This is a genomic window from Agromyces sp. MMS24-K17, from assembly GCF_043950245.1.
Taxonomy (GTDB): Bacteria; Actinomycetota; Actinomycetes; order Actinomycetales; family Microbacteriaceae; genus Agromyces.
The window spans coordinates 3,156,833-3,174,404 of the sequence record NZ_CP171640.1 but is presented as its reverse complement, the minus strand read 5'-3'; the positions used below and the strand labels follow the sequence as shown (position 1 = coordinate 3,174,404).

Annotated in this window: 14 protein-coding genes and 1 pseudogene; 10 read left to right on the top strand and 5 right to left on the bottom strand. The window is 71.8% G+C overall.

What is annotated here, in order from left to right:
* Positions 1-7 precede the first annotated feature (7 nt).
* A pseudogene (locus ACGGZK_RS14505) lies at positions 8-1,839 on the bottom strand (AMP-dependent synthetase/ligase).
* A gap of 151 nt (positions 1,840-1,990) precedes the next feature.
* On the opposite strand from ACGGZK_RS14505, the gene ACGGZK_RS14500 reads away from it, so the two are divergent.
* From ACGGZK_RS14500 to ACGGZK_RS14490, 3 genes are all read left to right on the top strand, one after another.
* Positions 1,991-2,956: an ROK family glucokinase gene (locus ACGGZK_RS14500; protein ID WP_395243338.1), complete on the top strand. Its 966-nt coding sequence runs from the start codon at positions 1,991-1,993 to the stop codon at positions 2,954-2,956.
* 30 nt (positions 2,957-2,986) lie between these two features.
* Positions 2,987-3,676 (top strand): lysophospholipid acyltransferase family protein, encoded by a 690-nt coding sequence (locus ACGGZK_RS14495; RefSeq protein WP_395243337.1) that lies wholly within the window; start codon positions 2,987-2,989, stop codon positions 3,674-3,676.
* Positions 3,677-3,797: 121 nt separating this feature from the next.
* On the top strand, positions 3,798-5,126 hold the full coding sequence (locus ACGGZK_RS14490) for a class II 3-deoxy-7-phosphoheptulonate synthase (RefSeq protein ID WP_395246094.1): 1,329 nt from the start codon (positions 3,798-3,800) through the stop codon (positions 5,124-5,126).
* A 168-nt stretch (positions 5,127-5,294) separates the two neighbouring features.
* Here ACGGZK_RS14490 and pknB read toward each other — a convergent pair whose 3' ends face one another.
* The 3 genes from pknB to ACGGZK_RS14475 form a co-directional block, all read right to left on the bottom strand.
* Entirely contained in the window at positions 5,295-7,217 is a 1,923-nt protein-coding gene (gene pknB, locus ACGGZK_RS14485; RefSeq protein WP_395243336.1) for a Stk1 family PASTA domain-containing Ser/Thr kinase, read from the bottom strand.
* A gap of 94 nt (positions 7,218-7,311) precedes the next feature.
* Positions 7,312-7,722, bottom strand: a complete 411-nt coding sequence (locus tag ACGGZK_RS14480) for a hypothetical protein (protein WP_395243335.1) — start codon at positions 7,720-7,722, stop codon at positions 7,312-7,314.
* Positions 7,713-8,294, bottom strand: coding sequence for a LysM peptidoglycan-binding domain-containing protein (locus tag ACGGZK_RS14475; protein ID WP_395243334.1), 582 nt, complete (start codon positions 8,292-8,294; stop codon positions 7,713-7,715). Before ACGGZK_RS14475 ends, ACGGZK_RS14480 begins: the two co-directional genes overlap by 10 nt.
* A gap of 226 nt (positions 8,295-8,520) precedes the next feature.
* Between ACGGZK_RS14475 and ACGGZK_RS14470 the strand changes: the two genes are divergently transcribed.
* Positions 8,521-8,853 (top strand): Rv2175c family DNA-binding protein, encoded by a 333-nt coding sequence (locus ACGGZK_RS14470; protein WP_395243333.1) that lies wholly within the window; start codon positions 8,521-8,523, stop codon positions 8,851-8,853.
* A gap of 18 nt (positions 8,854-8,871) precedes the next feature.
* Here ACGGZK_RS14470 and ACGGZK_RS14465 read toward each other — a convergent pair whose 3' ends face one another.
* Positions 8,872-9,960: a polyprenyl synthetase family protein gene (locus ACGGZK_RS14465; RefSeq protein WP_395243332.1), complete on the bottom strand. Its 1,089-nt coding sequence runs from the start codon at positions 9,958-9,960 to the stop codon at positions 8,872-8,874.
* A 75-nt stretch (positions 9,961-10,035) separates the two neighbouring features.
* Here ACGGZK_RS14465 and ACGGZK_RS14460 point away from each other — a divergent pair, with 75 nt between their 5' ends.
* The 6 genes from ACGGZK_RS14460 (at position 10,036) to murF (ending at position 17,569) form a co-directional block, all read left to right on the top strand.
* Positions 10,036-10,413, top strand: a complete 378-nt coding sequence (locus ACGGZK_RS14460; RefSeq protein WP_395243331.1) for a DUF3040 domain-containing protein — start codon at positions 10,036-10,038, stop codon at positions 10,411-10,413.
* A gap of 321 nt (positions 10,414-10,734) precedes the next feature.
* Positions 10,735-11,166: a division/cell wall cluster transcriptional repressor MraZ gene (mraZ, locus tag ACGGZK_RS14455; RefSeq protein ID WP_395243330.1), complete on the top strand. Its 432-nt coding sequence runs from the start codon at positions 10,735-10,737 to the stop codon at positions 11,164-11,166.
* 97 nt (positions 11,167-11,263) lie between these two features.
* The gene (gene rsmH, locus ACGGZK_RS14450; protein ID WP_395243329.1) at positions 11,264-12,217 is read left to right on the top strand and encodes a 16S rRNA (cytosine(1402)-N(4))-methyltransferase RsmH; all 954 of its coding nucleotides are present in this window, start codon (positions 11,264-11,266) and stop codon (positions 12,215-12,217) included.
* A gap of 600 nt (positions 12,218-12,817) precedes the next feature.
* Positions 12,818-14,584 carry a peptidoglycan D,D-transpeptidase FtsI family protein gene (locus tag ACGGZK_RS14445; protein ID WP_395243328.1) on the top strand — a complete coding sequence of 589 codons (1,767 nt, stop codon included), beginning with the start codon at positions 12,818-12,820 and terminating at the stop codon, positions 14,582-14,584.
* Positions 14,585-14,597: 13 nt separating this feature from the next.
* On the top strand, positions 14,598-16,160 hold the full coding sequence (locus ACGGZK_RS14440; RefSeq protein WP_395243327.1) for a Mur ligase family protein: 1,563 nt from the start codon (positions 14,598-14,600) through the stop codon (positions 16,158-16,160).
* Positions 16,157-17,569 carry a UDP-N-acetylmuramoyl-tripeptide--D-alanyl-D-alanine ligase gene (gene murF / locus ACGGZK_RS14435; protein WP_395243326.1) on the top strand — a complete coding sequence of 471 codons (1,413 nt, stop codon included), beginning with the start codon at positions 16,157-16,159 and terminating at the stop codon, positions 17,567-17,569. The genes ACGGZK_RS14440 and murF overlap by 4 nt, the downstream gene beginning before the upstream one ends.
* The last annotated feature ends 3 nt before the right edge of the window (positions 17,570-17,572 follow it).

Below are 17,572 nucleotides of genomic sequence, written 5' to 3'. Positions count from 1 at the left end.
TGCGGGATCAGGCGATGACCGAATGCCCCTCGGTGGCAGGGGCCCCGGAGTACATCCCCTCGATCTCGGCGGAGAAGTCGTCGAGGATGACGTTCCGCTTGATGCTCATCTTCGGCGTGAGGTGGCCACTGGCCTCGGTGAGCTCCAGCGGCAGGATCGTGAACTTCCGGATGGACTCGGCACGCGACACGTGCTCGTTCGCCGCGTCGATGGCACGCTGCACCTCGGCGAGGACGTGCGGGTTGCGTGCGGCGTCCTCGAGCGAGAGGTTCGCCTCCTCGCCGTTGTTGCCGAGCCAGACGGGCAGCATCTCGGGGTCGAGCGTGACGAGCGCCGAGATGAACGGCTTCTGGTCGCCGACGACGACGACCTGGCCGACGAGCGGGTTCGCGCGGATCGGGTCCTCGAGCGCTGCGGGAGCGACGTTCTTGCCGCCGGCGGTGACGATGATCTCCTTCTTGCGACCGGTGATCGAGAGGAACCCGTCGTCGTCGAAGGCGCCGAGGTCGCCGGTCTTGAACCACTCGCCGTCGAACGCGGCCGCGGTGGCCTCCGGGTTCTTCCAGTACTCCTTGAAGACGCAGATGCCCTTGACCTCGATCTCGCCGTCCTCGGCGATGCGGATCGAGACGCCCGGCAGGGCCGGTCCGACGGTGCCGATCTTCGACTTGCGCGTGAGGTTGACCGACGCGGGCGCCGTGGTCTCGGTGAGGCCGTAGCCCTCGAGGATGGTGATGCCGAGCGCGTGGTAGAAGTGTCCGAGGCGCGGGCCGAGCGGAGCGGAGCCCGACACGGCGTACTTGACGTTGCCGCCCATCGCGGCGCGGAGCTTCTTGAACACCAGCGCGTCGAAGACCCGGAACTTCAGCTTCAGGCCGAGCGGCACCTTGCCCTGCTCGAGGGCGGTCGAGTACTCGACCGCCGTGTCGGCCGCGGCACGGAAGATCTTGCCCTTGCCGCCGGTCTCGGCCTTCTGCTCCGACACGTTGTAGACCTTCTCGAACACGCGGGGGACCGCGAGGAGGAAGGTGGGCTTGAACGAGCCGAGCGAGGGGAGGAGCAGCTTGGTGTCGGGCTGGTGGCCGACGCGCACGCCCGCGTGCACGCACAGCACCGAGATGAAGCGCGCGAACACGTGCGCGGTGGTGATGAAGAGGAGCGTGGATGCCCCGTTCGGGTCGAGCACGACGTCGTCGAGGGCGACCGCGGCGTTGCGGGACAGCTCGACGAAGTTCGAGTGCGTCAGCACGCAGCCCTTCGGCTTGCCGGTCGAGCCCGAGGTGTAGATGATCGTCGCGAGGTCGCTGCCGACCGCGAGGCGGCGCCGCCGCTCGATCTCCTCGTCGGGCACGTCGACGCCCGCCGCGGCGAGCTTGTCGAGGTCGCCGAGGTCGATCTGCCAGACCTTGCCGATGGCGGGCAGGTCGGGGTGGACCTCGTCGAAGCGGGCGAAGTGGTCGGCGCTCTCGAAGATCGCGGCGATCGCACCCGAGTCGCTCAGGTTCCAGCGCACCTGCGCGGGGAGCTGGTCTCGTAGATCGGCACGAGCACCGCGCCGGCGAACCAGGTCGCGAAGTCGATGAGCGTCCACTCGTAGCGCGTCTTCGACATCAGGCCGATCTTGTCGCCGGGCTCGATGCCCGCCGCGACGAGGCCCTTCGCGAGCGCGATGACCTGGTCGTAGAACTCACGGGTGGTGACCGGCGACCAGCCGCCGTCGGCGGTCGGCAGCGAGAACAGCACGGAGTCGGGCGTGGCGGCCACGCGCTCGACGAGCAGGTCGGTGGTGTTCGCCTTCGGATCCGGCGCAACGAGTGCGGGGACGGACGATTCGATCACGGTAACTCCTTCGGCACCGGTGGGAGAGGTCGGAGGTGGTTCGGTCGGCCTCGCGAACCTCGGCTAGGGGATGACTACACTCTAGTCGTTGCGGCTGCACCGACTCCGTTTGCGCCGCCCGAATCTCCACACACCTCGAAGGACGGTACTCGTGACGCTCGCGATCGGAATCGACATCGGTGGGACGAAGATCGCGGGAGCCGTCGTCGACGAGCTCGGCGAGATCGTGGCCGCCGACCGCGTGCCGACGCCGACCGATCCCGTCGCCCTCGAGGACGCCGTCGTCGCGATGATCACGTCGCTGCAGGCCGCGCACGAGGTGGAGGCGGTCGGCGTCGCCGCGGCCGGGTTCATCGACGCTGCGCAGTCGACCGTGTACTACGCGCCGAACATCGACTGGCGCAACGAGCCCTTCCGCGAGAAGCTCGAGGCTCGCGTGGGCACGAGCGTCGTCGTCGACAACGACGCCAACGCCGCCGGATGGGCGGAGTTCCGCTTCGGCGCCGGCCGCCTCGTGAGCGACATGGTCATGCTGACCATCGGCACCGGCGTGGGCGGCGCGATCGTCGCCGGCGACCGGCTCTTCCGCGGGGGCTTCGGCGCCGGCGCCGAGCTCGGCCACATGCGGGTGGTGCCCGGCGGCTACGCGTGCGGGTGCGGGCAGCACGGATGCCTCGAGCAGTACGGGTCCGGCCGGGCGCTGATGCGCATGGCGAACGCGATCGCGGACGCCGGCGGCATCGGCCAGCGCCTGGCGAAGGCCCGTGCCGAGCACGGCGAGCTCGACGGCCGCATCGTGGGCGGCCTCATCGAGGAGGAGGACCCGGGCGCGATCGCCGCACTCCGGGAGCTCGGGCACTGGCTCGGCGAGGCATCCGCGAGCCTGGCGGCCGTGCTCGACCCGCAACGCTTCGTCTTCGGCGGCGGCGTCGCCGCGGCCGGCGAGCTGCTGCTGGCGCCGATCCGCGAGGCGTTCCTCGAGCACCTGCCGGCGCGCGGCTACCACCCCGAGCCCGACTTCGTGATCGCGGAGCTCGTGAACGATGCGGGCGTGGTCGGTGCGGCCGACCTCGCGCGCGTGTGGGTCGCAGACCACCGTCCGGCGCGCGCCGAGTAGGCTGAGGCGCGTTCCGCGGAAGGAGCTCCGGTGTTCTACTGGATCATGAAGCACATCGTGGTGGGGCCGGTGATCCTCTCCATCTTCCGGCCCTGGGTGGCCGGGCTGGAGAACGTCCCGAAGACCGGCCCGGTGATCCTCGCGTCGAACCACCTGTCGTTCATCGACTCGATCTTCCTGCCGCTCGTCGTCGCGCGCCCCGTGGTCTTCCTCGCGAAGAGCGAGTACTTCACGGGCAAGGGGCTGAAGGGCTGGGCGACCCGCCTCTTCTTCCAGTCCGCGGGCCAGCTCCCGATCGACCGGTCGGGCGGCAAGGCCTCGGAGGCGTCGCTGAATACGGGCCTGCGGGTGCTGTCGGAGCAGCGCATCCTCGGCATCTACCCGGAGGGCACCCGGAGCCCCGACGGCAAGCTCTATCGCGGCCGCACGGGCGTGGCGCGCATGGTGCTCGAGTCCGGCGCGCCCGTGATCCCGGTCGCGATGATCGGCACGGAGGAGGTCATGCCCATCGGCACGCGCCTCCCGCGGGTCCGGCGCGTGGGCATCATCATCGGCGAGCCGATGGACTTCACCCGGTTCGCGGGCATGGAGGGCGACCGCTTCGTGCTCCGCAGCGTGACCGACGAACTGGTGCATCGCCTGCGTCGTCTCAGCGACCAGGAATACGTCGATGTCTACGCGAGTTCCGTGAAGGAGCAACGCGCTTCCCAGTCGCGGTAGGCTCGAAATCCCGACGCCGATCGTGTGCGCGGGGCATCCAACTCACCGCGCGCCAGCGCCAGACCCTCAGGACACGCCAGTGGTACAGCTCGTCGAGCCCTTCGTGAACGCAGATCCCTCGGTGATCGCGGGCCTCGACTATTGGCGCGACCTGCCGATCAAGCAGCAGCCCGAATGGCCCGATCGCGCCGCGGCGGACGCCGCGTCGGCGGAGCTCGCCACCCTGCCCCCGCTCGTGTTCGCGGGCGAGGTCGACATGCTGCGCGACCGGCTCGGTGCCGCGGCCCGCGGCGAGGCCTTCCTGCTGCAGGGAGGCGACTGCGCCGAGACGTTCGCGGGGGCGACCGCCGACCAGATCCGGAACCGCGTCAAGACGGTGCTGCAGATGGCGGTCGTGCTGACCTACGGCGCCTCGATGCCGGTGGTGAAGATGGGCCGCATGGCGGGCCAGTTCGCGAAGCCCCGCTCGAGCGACACCGAGACGCGCGGCGACGTCACGCTGCCCGCGTACCGCGGCGACATCGTGAACGGCTACGACTTCACGCCGGAGTCGCGTGCCGCCGACCCGCGCCGGCTGGTGCAGGGCTACCACACGGCCGTCTCCACGCTGAACCTGATCCGCGCCTTCACGCAGGGCGGCTTCGCCGACCTGCGCCAGGTGCACCAGTGGAACAAGGGCTTCGCGGCGAACCCGGCGAACGCCCGGTACGAGAAGCTCGCGAAGGAGATCGACCGCGCCGTCCGGTTCATGGAGGCGTGCGGGGCCGACTTCGAGGAGCTCAAGCGCACCGAGTTCTACACGGGCCACGAGGGCCTGCTGATGGACTACGAGCGCCCGATGACGCGCATCGACTCGCGCACCGGCACGCCGTACAACACGTCGGCCCACTTCGTGTGGATCGGCGAGCGTACGCGCGACCTCGACGGCGCGCACGTCGACTTCCTGTCGCGCGTCCGCAACCCGATCGGCGTGAAGCTCGGCCCCACCACCACCCCCGAGGTGATGCTGGAGCTGATCGAGAAGCTCGACCCGAACCGCGAGCCGGGCCGGCTGACCTTCATCACGCGCATGGGTGCGGGCAGGATCCGCGACGCGCTGCCCCCGCTGCTCGAGGCGATCAAGCGCAGCGACGCCCAGCCGCTGTGGGTGACCGACCCGATGCACGGCAACGGCATCACGACGCCGAACGGCTACAAGACCCGTCGCTTCGACGACGTGGTCGACGAGGTGCGCGGCTTCTTCGAGGCGCACCGCGCCGCGGGAACGCACCCGGGCGGCATCCACGTGGAGCTCACCGGCGACGACGTGACCGAGTGCCTCGGCGGCTCGGAGCACATCGACGAGGCGACGCTGGCGACCCGGTACGAGTCGCTGTGCGACCCGCGCCTGAACCACATGCAGTCGCTGGAGCTGGCGTTCCTGGTCGCCGAGGAGCTGGCCGCGCGCTGACGCACGAGCGAACGGGCGTGCGACGGGATGTCCCGTCGCACGCCCGTTCCGCGTTCGGCGGGGTGCGAGGCGCCGAGCCGACCCCACGTCGAGCCCGGGCGGCACGCCGAAGCGGGTGCGGACCGCCGACCGCACGCGGAGCCGAGCGCGCGACGCCGCGCGAGGCGCTCAGCCGCCGAAGTTGACGCTGACCTTCGAGCCGCGCTTGGCCATCGTGCCCGGCGCCGGGTCCTGTACGGTGCCGACGACGGCGCCCTCGAGGAACGCGGGCACGTTCGAGGCGACCTCGAACCCGAGCGCCTCGAGCTGGGTGCGCGCGGCGGCGATCGTCTGGCCGGTGATGACGTTCGGCACCTCGACGAGGTCGGGGCCCTTCGAGACCACGATGACGATCGGGTCGCCGGGGCGGACCGGGTCGGTCGTCGCCGATTGGGAGATCACGACGTCCTTCGCGACCTCGTCGCTGAACGCGGCCTCGCCCTGCTGCGGCGTGAGTCCGGCATCGGTGAGCGCCGCCTCGGCCTCGCCGACCGGCAGCCCCGAGACGTCGGGGACGGCGCCGACCGAGACCACCAGGGTGAGCGGCGAGCGCTCGGCGAGCTCGGCGGGCGCCGGTGCGCCGGAGGCGTCGAGCACGGCGATGACGGATCCGTCGGGCACGTCCGCGGAGAACTGCGACTGCGAGTCGGCCGCCACCTCGAAGTCGCCGAGCGCGGTGCGGGCGTCGGCCTCGGGCATGCCGGCGACCGACGGCAGCGGCAGGATCCGCGGGCCGGTCGACACGTACATGGTGAGCGTGCTGCCACGCTGCGCCTGGGCGCCCTCGGCAGGATCGGTGCCGGAGACCTGCCCGGCCGGCACGGCCGGATCGCTCCGCTCCGAGGGTTCGACGGCGAAGCCGGCGTCCTCCAGCACGGTGGTCGCGGCGTCGGGGTCGAGGCCCGCGGTGGCGGGCACGGTGGCGAGCGAACCGGGGCCCGCGCCGAAGTACCAACCCGTGCCGACGGCGAGGCCGGTCAGCACGAGCACGAGCGCGAGGAGCCAGTACCCGCGACGCTTCCGCCGCTGGCCGTCGCGGGCGAGCGCGGTCGTGTCGTCGCCGCCGGGAGGCTCGTCGCCCGGGGCGGGCGGCTCGGCGACGGCGATCGCGGTGGCCGCGGCCGGGGCGAGGATGCGGGTCTCGGCGGTCAGGGGCATCGCACCGGTGAGCACGGCGGTGGCCGCAGTGGGCACGCCCGCCTGTCCGCCGCGGATCGCGGGCTCGACCTCGCGGAGCCGGTCGAGCAGTTCGCGGGCGTCGGCCGGCCGCTCCTCGGGCGTCCGGGCCGTGGCCCACAGCACGAGCTCGTCGAGCTCGTGCGGCACGGCCGGGTTCTTCGTGCTCGGCGCCGGCACCGAGTCGTTCGCGTGCTGGTAGGCGATCTGCATCGGCGCCTCGCCGACGTACGGCTGCTCACCGGTGAGCATCTCGTAGAGCATGATGCCGACCGCGTAGAGGTCGCTGCGCGCGTCGGCGACGCCGCGGGTGACGAGCTCGGGGGAGAGGTACGCGATCGTGCCGAGCAGCGCCTGCCCGGTCGCCGTGTTCGCGGTCACCGCGCGGGCGAGCCCGAAGTCGCCGAGCTTGATGCGCCCGTCGTCGGCGAGCAGCACGTTCTCGGGCTTCAGGTCGCGGTGCACGATGCCCGACTTGTGCGCGGCGGCGAGGCCGGCGAGCACCGCGTCCATGATGTCGACGGTCTGCTCGGGCGTGAGCCGCTTGTAGTCCTTCAGGAGGTCGCGCAGCGTGATGCCGGGCAGGTACTCCATCACGAGGTACGCCATGTCGGCGTCCTGGCCCTGGTCGAACACGTTCACGACGTTCGGGTGCGCGAGCCGGGCGGCGCTGCGCGCCTCCTGCACGAACCGGGTCTTGAACGTGTTGTCGTCGGCCAGGTGGCCGTGCATGATCTTGATCGCGACGCGGCGCTCGAGGCGCAGGTCGGTCGCGAGGTAGACGGTCGCCATGCCGCCGCGGGCGATCCGCGAGCGCACCTGATAGCGGCCGTCGATGAGACGGCCGATCATCGGGTCGGGCGGGGCGCTGGTCACCGTTCGAGTGTAGGGAGCGGCGTATGCCCGCCGCCGGATAAACGCCGGTGCGGCTCGGATCGAAATCCCATCGTGATGCGCGTCGACGTCGCCGTCAGCCGAGCTCGGCGAGCCAGGCCCGCGCCTGCGTCTCCCACTTGGCGTAGTGGTCGGGGTGCGCGCTCACCTGGACGGCCTGCGCGGCCTGCGCGACGGTCATCGACTCCCAGCCGGGGACGTCCAGGAGCCCGCGCGTACGGCCCGGATTCGGGTTGGTCTGCCCGCCGTAGAAGGCGATGGCGGCCCGGTGCGGATCCTGGACCTCCTCCGGGGTGCCCCAGCCCTGGCTCGGGCGTTGCTGGAAGAGTCCGAGCGAGTCGAGGTCGCCGTAGGCGTTGTTCTTCAGGCCCGACTCCTGGGCGGCGGCGGCCAGCGCGACGACGATGCCCTGGTCGGGCACGCCGAGCGCGCGCCCGACGTCGACGATGAGCTGCGCGTTCGCGCGCGTCTCGTCGGTCAGCGGCATCGAGACGGATGCCTCGACCGGTGCGGGGGCGGGCGGGGCGGATGCCTCGACCGGCGGTGCCGGCGGCGCGGGCGCCTCCACTGGTGCCGGCGGGACCTCGACCGGCGGCGCCGGCGCCGCGACGCCCGATGCCGGCGGCAGCACGAGCTGCTCCCGGGGAAGATCATCGACTGCCGGCTCAGCCCGTTCACCGAGAGCACGTCGTCGACCGAGAGGCCGTAGCGGGCGGCGATGCCGCTCACCGTGTCGCCGTCGACCACCATGTGCCGGGGGATGGCGGGCGTGACCGGCGCCACGTGCGGTTCGGCGCCGCCCTGGAGCTGGAGTCGCTGGCCCGGGAAGATCAGCGTCGACCAGCTCAGGCCGTTGCGCGCGAGCACCTCCGCCGTCGCGAGACCGTAGCGCTCCGCGATGCCGCTCACGGTGTCACCGGCGACCACGACGTACTCCGACGGCGCGGCCTCGATCGCCGCCGGACGGGCGACCGGCGTGGTGGTCGCCTTCGGCTTGGCGGTCTCGCGCTTCGGCGGTTGCGGGGACGCCTCGGCGGGCTGGCCGATCCCGAGCGTCACCGCGACGGTGCTCGCGATCGCGACGGGTACCGCCAGTGCTCGGCGGAACGCCCTCGGTCCGCGTCGTTCCTCCATCGGCCCCCCAGCCGCTCGTGCCCCCACACGCGATGCCCTGGCATCCCGGCCACCGTCGCACAGGGGCATGGGCGAGTCAAACACCTGCGCGCGCGTCGCCGGTCCCGGCGCGACTTCCGATGCGCCCCGCTCGCATGGCAGTCTTGGTCGCGTGACCGAAGAGATCGAATGGCTGACCGTCCCGGACCTGGTCGAGCGCACCGGGCTGACCCCGAGCCGGGTGCGTCGGCTGATCGACGACCGTCACCTGCTCGGCGCGCGGGTCGACGGCGTGCTGAAGGTCCCGGCGCTGTTCCTCCGCGACGACGCGCCGCTGCCCGAGCTCCACGGCACCGCGATCGTGCTCTCCGACGCCGGGTTCGGCGACGACGAGGCGCTCGCGTGGCTGCTGGCGGAGGAGGACAGCCTCGGCACCTCTCCGATCCTCGCGCTCCGCGCCGGCCGCAAGGCCGAGGTGCGCCGGGTCGCCCAGGCGCTCGCGTAGCCCGACTCGCCTCCCGCCTCAGCTGGCGCGCTTCGTGACCGTGGTCGCGAGGTCCGAGAGCGCGCGTCGCGCCTCGCCGTCGATCGCCGCATCGGCGAGCACCCGGGTCGCCCGGTCGACCTCGTCGGCGATGATCGCCTCGAGCTCGTCGACCGCGCCGCAGTCCCGGATGGTCCGCTGCAGCGTCCTGACCTGCTCCGCCGTCAGCTCGGGGTCGCCGAGGAGCTCGTCGAGCAGCCGGCGCTGGCCCGGAGCCAGCCGCTCGCGGGCGATCGCCACGAGCATGGTCCGCTTGCCCTCGCGGAGGTCGTCGCCGGCGGGCTTGCCCGTGACCTCCGGGTCGCCGTAGACGCCGAGCAGGTCGTCGCGCAGCTGGAAGGCGATGCCGAGCGGCAGGCCGAACTCGCGCAGGGCCGCCAGTTGGGCGGCGGACGCCCCGGCGATCGTGGCACCGATCGCGAGCGGGGACTCGATGCTGTACTTGGCCGACTTGTAGGTGATGATGCGCTCGGCGCGGAGGCGCTGCTCGGCGTCGGGCTTGGTGAGCCAGGCCCGCTCCTCGAGGATGTCGAGGTACTGCCCGGCGGTCACCTCCGTGCGCATCCGCATGAACTCGGCTCGGGCCGCGCGGGCGTGGCCGCGGTCGGCGAGGGTCTGCAAGCCCTCGTCGAGCAGCTCGTCGCTCCAGCCGAGCAGCAGGTCGCCGAGGAGGATCGCGCTCGCGCGACCGTAGTCGTCGCCGTTGCCCGACCAGCCCGACTCCCCGTGCAGGGCCTCGAACCTCCGGTGCGCCGCGGGCGCGCCGCGACGGGTGTCGGAGTTGTCGATCAGGTCGTCGTGCACGAGGGCGGCGGCGTGGAAGAGCTCGAGCGCGGCGGCGGCCGAGAGCACGGCGTACGGATCGCGGTCGCCGGGGCCGGTGACGGCCTGCCAGCCCCAGTAGCAGAACCGGGCCCGGAAGCGCTTGCCCCCGCTGAGAAAGCCCTTTGAGAATCGGTCCAGCGGGGCGAGGTCGGGGCTGATGGAGTGGAGAATCGATCCACGGTCATCGAGGAACTCCTCGATGCGATCTTGTACGAGGTCGTTCAGCCGAGTACCGTGAGCCACCCGCCTAGCCTAGCGACGGGCGGCGGGGATAGAATGGCGCGAGGATGCGCCGGGCCCGAGCCTGAGGAGAATGAGATGCCGCTTTCTGAGCAGGAGCAACGTCTTCTCGAGGAGATGGAGCGCAATCTCTATCGGAACGACGCCGATTTCGTCGCGGCCGTGAGCGGCCGCGGTCGTCCGAACTACCGGTCGATCGTGCTCGGCATCCTGCTGGCCCTGCTCGGGGTCGCCGGGCTCATCGCGGGCGTCGCCCTGCACCTCCTGATCGTCGGCGTGATCGGGTTCGGCCTCATGTTCGCCGGCGTCCTGCTGGCGATCACCCCGTCCAAGCGGGCGGCGGCCGGCCGGCCGTCGGCGCCGAAGGCGGGTACCCAGGCGCCGCACCGCAGCAGCGCCGGCTTCATGGACCGCCTGAACGAGCGTTGGGATCGCCGCCAGGAGGATCGCGACTGATCCCTCCACTTCCCACCACCTGAACGGGCCGATCGATCGATCGGCCCGTTTTTCGTGCGTCCGGGCGCCGTTCGGGCGCTGATCCGGCGTCCGAGGAGCACGCCGGCGAGGCATCCGGCCTCCGATTCCCGTCGTGAGCGCGCCGATCCTCCCCGGCTGGCGCAGTTCCCTCCACCGTCCTCCACTCCTGAACTCCTGCGGATTTCAGGGCTTTCCCTGACCTCCGAAACGCCTGGGAACGGGCAGGATCGTTGAAAGGTGGATGGGAGTGGAGTAAGGTGGAGTCACCTGGATCCCGGTAGGAGGAAAGGGGGTGGCGCGATGTTCCTCGGTACCTATGAGCCCAAGCTCGACGAGAAAGGTCGCATCATTCTTCCTGCCAAATTCAGGGAGGAGCTCTCGAGCGGGCTCGTGCTGACGCGCGGGCAGGAGCGCTGCGTGTACGTCTTCAGCGCGAGGGAGTTCGAGAGCATGAGCGAGAAGATCCGCCAAGCCCCCGTCACGAGTAAGCAGGCGCGCGACTACATGCGCGTCTTCCTCTCGGGGGCTTCCGCGGAGACCCCCGACAAGCAGCACCGGCTCACCATCCCGGCCACGCTTCGCGCGTACGCCGGCCTCGACCGGGACCTCGCGGTCATCGGCGCAGGCAGCAGGGTGGAGATCTGGGCGGCCGAGGCATGGCACACATACCTCGCAGAGCAGGAGGCGGCCTTCGCGGAGACGGCGGAGGAGGTGATTCCCGGACTCTTCTGACCCGGGTTGCGACTCCCAGCCGTGCGGGCCTGGTGCACTTCCCCGCATCAGGACGAACGGATGGGGATCGGAACCCGGGGACGAGTCCCGTTTCATCATGGACATCTCACGTATCCACACCCCGGTGATGCTCGAGCGCACCGTCGAGCTCCTCGCCCCGGCGGTCAGTCGTCCGGGCGCCGTGCTCGTCGATGCGACGCTCGGCATGGGCGGCCACACGAACGCGTTCCTCGAGCGCTTCCCGGAGCTCACGGTGATCGGGCTCGACCGCGACACCGATGCGCTCGGCATCGCCCGTCGACGACTCGCCGACTTCGGCGATCGCGCCCGGTTCGTCCACACCGTCTACGACGGCATCGCCCGGGCCATCCGCTCGGAGGGGTTCCCCGAGGTCGACGGCATCCTCTTCGACCTCGGCGTCTCGTCGTTGCAGCTCGACCGCGCCGAGCGCGGGTTCGCGTACTCGAAGGACGCGCCGCTCGACATGCGCATGGACTCGACGCGCGGTCGCACGGCGGCCGACGTCGTGGCCGAGGCCTCGGAGGACGAGCTGCGGCGCATCTTCCTCGACTACGGCGAGGAGAAGCTCGCGGCGAGGTATGCCCGGGCGATCGTGCGGGCCCGTGCCGACGCGCCGATCACCCGGTCGGCCCAGCTCGTGGCGATCATCACCGAGGCGACGCCGGTGGCCATCCAGCGCCAGGGCCACCCCGCCAAGCGCGTCTTCCAGGCGCTCCGGATCGAGGTAAACGAGGAGCTGTCCGTGCTCGAGGCCGCGATGCCGGCGGCGCTCGGGTCGCTGGCGGTCGGCGGCCGGATCGTCGTGCTGGCCTACCAGTCGCTCGAGGACCGGATCGTCAAGCGGGTGCTGCAGGCGGCGTCCAGCTCGACCGCCCCGGCGGGCCTGCCGATGGAACTGCCCGAGCACCGCCCGCAGTTCAAGCTCCTCGTCCGCGGCGCCGAGCTGGCGAGCGAGGCCGAGCAGGCGGAGAACCCGAGAGCCAAGCCGGTGCGGCTGCGAGCCGCCGAACGCGTGAGGAGGCCGGCATGAGCGCCGTTCCGGCCCAGTCCCTGCCTGCACCCCGGCGGACCGTCGAGCCGGGCCGTCGTCTCCGGCCCGCACCCGAGGTCGAGCGCCGGCGGAAGCCGCGCCTCGCGTACGCGCTCGTCGCGCTCGCGGGCATCGCGGCGATCGTCGTCGCCCAGCTGCTGCTCACGCTCGCGATGACCGAGGGGGCCTACGAGGCCGACCGCTACCAGATGAAGCTCGTCGAGCTCGGCCGGGAGCGGCAGAAGCTGGTCGAGGAACTCGACCGGCGGGAGTCGCCGCAGTACCTCGCTCAGAACGCGGAATCGCTCGGGATGGTGCCGAACAACGACCCCGTGTACCTCCGGCTCAGCGACGGCGCCGTGCTCGGCGACCCGAGGCCCGCCGCCGGCGGCGCCTCCGGGACCGGGTCGCTCGTGCCGAATGCGCTGATCGACGGCGTGCCGCTCGTCACCCAGCAGGCGGCGGGGAGACTCCTGCAGAGGGCGCCGATGCAGCGGGCGCCACCGGGGCCGCGGCTCCGCCGCCGGTCGCCGATTCGCTGCCCACCCCGGACACCCACTGACGAAACAGCCCGCAGACCCGAAGGGGAGGACCGACCGGATGGCAGGCACGAACCGGCGGCCCGCGTGGCGCATCATCCTGTCGGGCCTGCTGCTCGTCGCGCTCGTGGGCGTGTTCGTGGTGCGCCTCGTCGACATCCAGGTCGTGCGCGCCGACGAGCTCAACGAGGCGGCCGACGACATCCGGTCGCGCTCGGTGAAGGTCTACGGCACGCGCGGCGAGATCGTCGACCGCAACGGCGTCGTGCTCGCCGACAGCGTCATGCGGTACGACATCACGATGTCGCCGAAGCAGGCGAGGTCGGCGCAGTCGGGCACGCCCGAGGAGCTCGACGCGAACGCGAACGCCCTCGGTCAGGCGCTCGGCATCACGGCGGCCGAGATCCTGGGAACGATCGACGCGAGCCTCGCCGAGGATCCCGACTCCGACTACGCGTTCGTCGCCAAGCAGGTCGACACGGACGCGTACGAGCGGGTGAAGGCGCTGGAGATCCCGTGGGTCTACACCGAGGACCACCCGGGCCGTCGCTACCCGAACGGCGCGGTCGCGGGCAACCTGCTCGGCTTCTTCGGCGACGACGGCGACCCGCTCGCGGGGCTCGAGCTGAGCCAGGACGAGTGCCTCGCGAGCGTCGACGGCCGCGTGAGCTCGCTGCGGAGCCTCGAGGACTGGGTCTCGATCCCGGGCACCGAGGTGGTCGAGGAGGAGGCGCACGACGGCGGCAGCCTCCAGCTCACGATCGACGCCGACCTCCAGTTCCAGGTGCAGCGCATCGCCGAGGCGAGGGTGCAGGAACTCCAGGCCGACTGGGCGACCGTGACCGTGATGGACGCGAAGACCGGCGAGCTGCTCGCGGTCGCGGACGTGCCGACGGTCGACCCGAACGACCCCACCGCCACCGACGCCGAGGACCGGGGCAGCCGCGCGTTCACGGCACCGTTCGAACCCGGGTCGACGTTCAAGGCGTTGACGGCCGCGTCCGTGATCGACGCGGGCCAGGCGGAGCCGACGAGCGGCGTCGTCGCGCCGTACCGGTACAAGCCGGGCGGCGGCGTCGACGTCAACGACAGCAGCTTCCACGACGACGAGAACCTCACGCTCACCGGGGTGCTGATCGAGTCGTCGAACACCGGCATGTCGTTGTTCGGCGAGCGGCTCAGCGACCTCCAGCGCTACCAGTACATGCTCGACTTCGGGCTCGGCAGCCCCACCGAGGTCGACTTCCTCAGCGAGGCATCCGGCGACCTCCACGGCGACCCCGAGGACTGGGACAACCAGACCAGGTACACGACGATGTTCGGCCAGGGCCTCACGACGACGGCCATCCAGATCGCGAGCGTCTACCAGACGATCGCGAACGGAGGCGTGCGCATGCCCGTGAGCCTCGTGCAGGGCTGCACCTACGAGGACGGCACCGTGACCGAGGAACCGTCGACCGAGGGTCGGCGGGTGATCTCCGAGCAGGCGGCCGACGAGACCTCCCAGATGCTGGAGATGGTGTACCAGGACGGCTGGCTCGCCGACGAGTGGAACATCCCCGGATACCGGGTCGCCGCGAAGACCGGCACCGCCCAGTTCGCGGACGGCCAGGGCGGATACCGGAAGGAATACCTCGTTTCCGTGGCCGGGTTCGCACCCGCGGACGACCCGCAGTTCGTCGTCTCGGTGAGCATCATGAATGCCGTTAAGATGAATTCGTCCGCCGCATCCGCCCCCGTCTTCAGAGACGTGATGAGCCAGGTGCTGAAGAAGTATCGGACCGTTCCATCCGGCGCCCCGGCGCCTGAACTGCCAGCATCCTGGTGAGAAAGTTGGGTTCGTGACCGGATCGCCACCGCCGGCCCTCCGCCCGCAGGACCCGACGCCCCGGTCGCTGGAGGAGCTCGCCCGGGCGTTCGGCCTCGAGGTCCGGGGCGAACTCGCGCAGGCGCGGACGACGGGAGTCGTGCTGTCCTCGAAGGCCGTTCAGCCGGGCGACCTGTACGTCGGCGTGCCCGGCGTCCGCGCGCACGGCGCGGACTTCGCCGCCGAGGCTGCGCAGGGCGGTGCCGTCGCCATCCTCACCGACGCGGCCGGCGCCGACCGGGCCGCCTCGGCCGCGCCCGCGCTGCCGGTGCTCGTCGTCGACGACGCGCGCGCCGCGCTCGGCGGCATCGCCGCGTGGATCCACGGCACCGCGGAGAACCCCGCGACCCTCTACGCCGTCACCGGCACCAACGGCAAGACGAGCGTCGTCTACCTCCTCTACGGCATCCTGCGCCAGCTCGGCATCGTCGCCGGGCTCACCTCGACCGCCGAGCGCCGGATCGGCGACGAGGTCGTCACCAGCTCGCTCACCACGCCGGAGGCGAGCGAGCTGCACGCGCTCCTCGCGCGGATGCGCGAGGTCGGCGTCGAGGCCGTCGGCGTCGAGGTCTCCGCGCAGGCGGTGAGCCGCCACCGCGTCGACGGGCTCGTGTTCGACGTCACCGGGTTCACGAACCTCACCCACGACCACCTCGACGACTACGCCTCCATGGAGGAGTACTTCGAGGCGAAGCGCGCCCTGTTCGACCCCGCTCGCACCCGTCGCGCGGTCATCACGGTCGACTCCGACTGGGGCGTGCGGCTCGCGGCCGAGACCGCGGCTGCCGGCATCCCGGTGACGACGCTCACGACGCTCGACGACGTCGACGCCGACTGGCGCATCCGCGTCCTCGACCAGGCGGCGACGGCGACCCGGTTCCGCCTCGACGGCCCGGGCGGCCGCACCCTCGAGACGAGCGTGCCCCTCATCGGCTGGTACATGGCCGCGAACGCGGCGCTCGCGATCGCGATGCTCGTCGACGGCGGCGTCGACTTCGACCGGATCGCCGGCGTGCTCGAGCGCGACGGCGGCATCAGTGCCTACATCCCGGGCCGCGCCGAGCGCATCTCGGGTGAGCGGGGCCCGCTCGTCTTCGTCGACTACGGGCACAGCCCCGACGCGTTCCTGCAGACGCTCGCCGCGATCCGGCCGCTCGTGCCCGGCCGGCTCATCATGCTGTTCGGCGCCGACGGCGACCGCGACACCACGAAGCGCGCCGACATGGGCGCGATCGCCGCGCGCGGCGCCGACGTCGTGGTGATCACCGACTTCCACCCGCGCACCGAGGACCCGGCGGCGATCCGCGCGGCGCTCATCGCCGGGGCGCGGTCCGCGGTGCCCGACCGCGAGATCCACGAGGTCGCCGACCCGGCGACCGCGTTCCGCACCGCGCTCTCGCTCGCCGGCCCCGGCGACGCGATCCTGTACGCGGGCCCCGGCCACGAGGACTACCACGAGGTGAACGGCGTGAAGATCCCCTACTCCGCACGCGACGACGCGCGGCAGGCGCTGCGCGAGGCGGGGTGGCCCGCATGATCGCGCTGACCCTGGCCGAGGTCGCCGAGGCGGTCGGCGGCACGCTGCGCCTCGACGGCACGGATGCCACGCCCGAGACGGTGGTCGACGGGCCGGTCACGACCGACTCCCGCGAGATCGAGCCGGGCTGGCTGTTCGTCGCCAAGCGCGGCGAGTTCGACGACGGGCACCGCTTCGCGCCGTCCGCGGTCGAGCGGGGTGCCGCGCTGCTGATCGTCGAGCAGCCGCTCGACCTGCCCGTGCCCCAGGTCGTCGTCGCCGACTCGGTGGACGCGCTCGGTTCGCTCGCGACCGAGGTCGTCGCGCGGGTCCGCGCGCACGGGGACCTGCGGATCGTCGGCGTCACCGGCTCGAACGGCAAGACGACGACGAAGAACCTGCTTCGGACCATCCTCGAGCGCGTCGGCCCCACCGTCGCGTCGCGGAAGTCGTTCAACAACGAGGTCGGCGGGCCGATCACGATGCTGGAGCTCACGCACGACACGCGGTTCCTGGTCGCCGAGATGGGGGCATCGGGCGTCGGCGAGATCGCCCGGCTGGTGCGCATGGCCCGCCCCGACGTGGGCGTCGTGCTCAAGGTCGGTCTCGCGCACGCCGGCGAGTTCGGCGGCATCGAGCAGACCCTGCGGGCGAAGTCGGAGATGGTCACCGACCTCCTCCCGTCGGACGTCGCGGTGCTGAACGCCGACGACCCGCGCGTCGCCGGCATGGCCGAGGTGACGCCCGCGCGCGTCGTCCGGTTCGGGCTCGGCGACGACGCCGACGTGCGCGCGACCGACCTCGTCGTGCACGCCCGCGGCACCGACTTCACGATCGCGGCCCCGGGCGGGGCATCCGCCCGCGTCCGGTTCTCGGTGCTCGGCGAGCACCACGTGATGAACGCGCTGGCGGCGACCGCCTCGGCGTTGGAGCTCGACGTGCCGCTCGACGACATCGCCGCCGCGCTCGAGACGGTGACGCTCGCGGAGCGCTGGCGCATGGAGGTGCTCGGCGGCCGCGACGGCGTCACGGTCATCAACGACGCCTACAACGCCAGCCCCGACTCGATGGCGGCGGCGCTGAAGACGCTCGCGCAGGTCCGCGCGCCCGAGACGCGCACGTTCGCCGTGCTCGGCGAGATGAGCGAACTGGGCGAGTTCTCGGGGGAGGAGCACGACCGCATCGGCCTGCTCGCCGTGCGACTCGGCATCTCCCAGCTCGTCGTGGTCGGCTCGGGGGCCCGCCGACTGCACATCTCCGCGATCAACGAGGGCTCGTGGGACGGCGAGTCCGCGTTCGTGGAGACCGACGACGAGGCGTTCGACCTCGTCGTGTCCAAGGTGCGCCCGGGCGACACCGTCCTCGTCAAATCGTCCAACTCGGCGGGGCTTCGCCTCCTCGGCGACCGACTGGGAGAATGGTTCGCATGATCG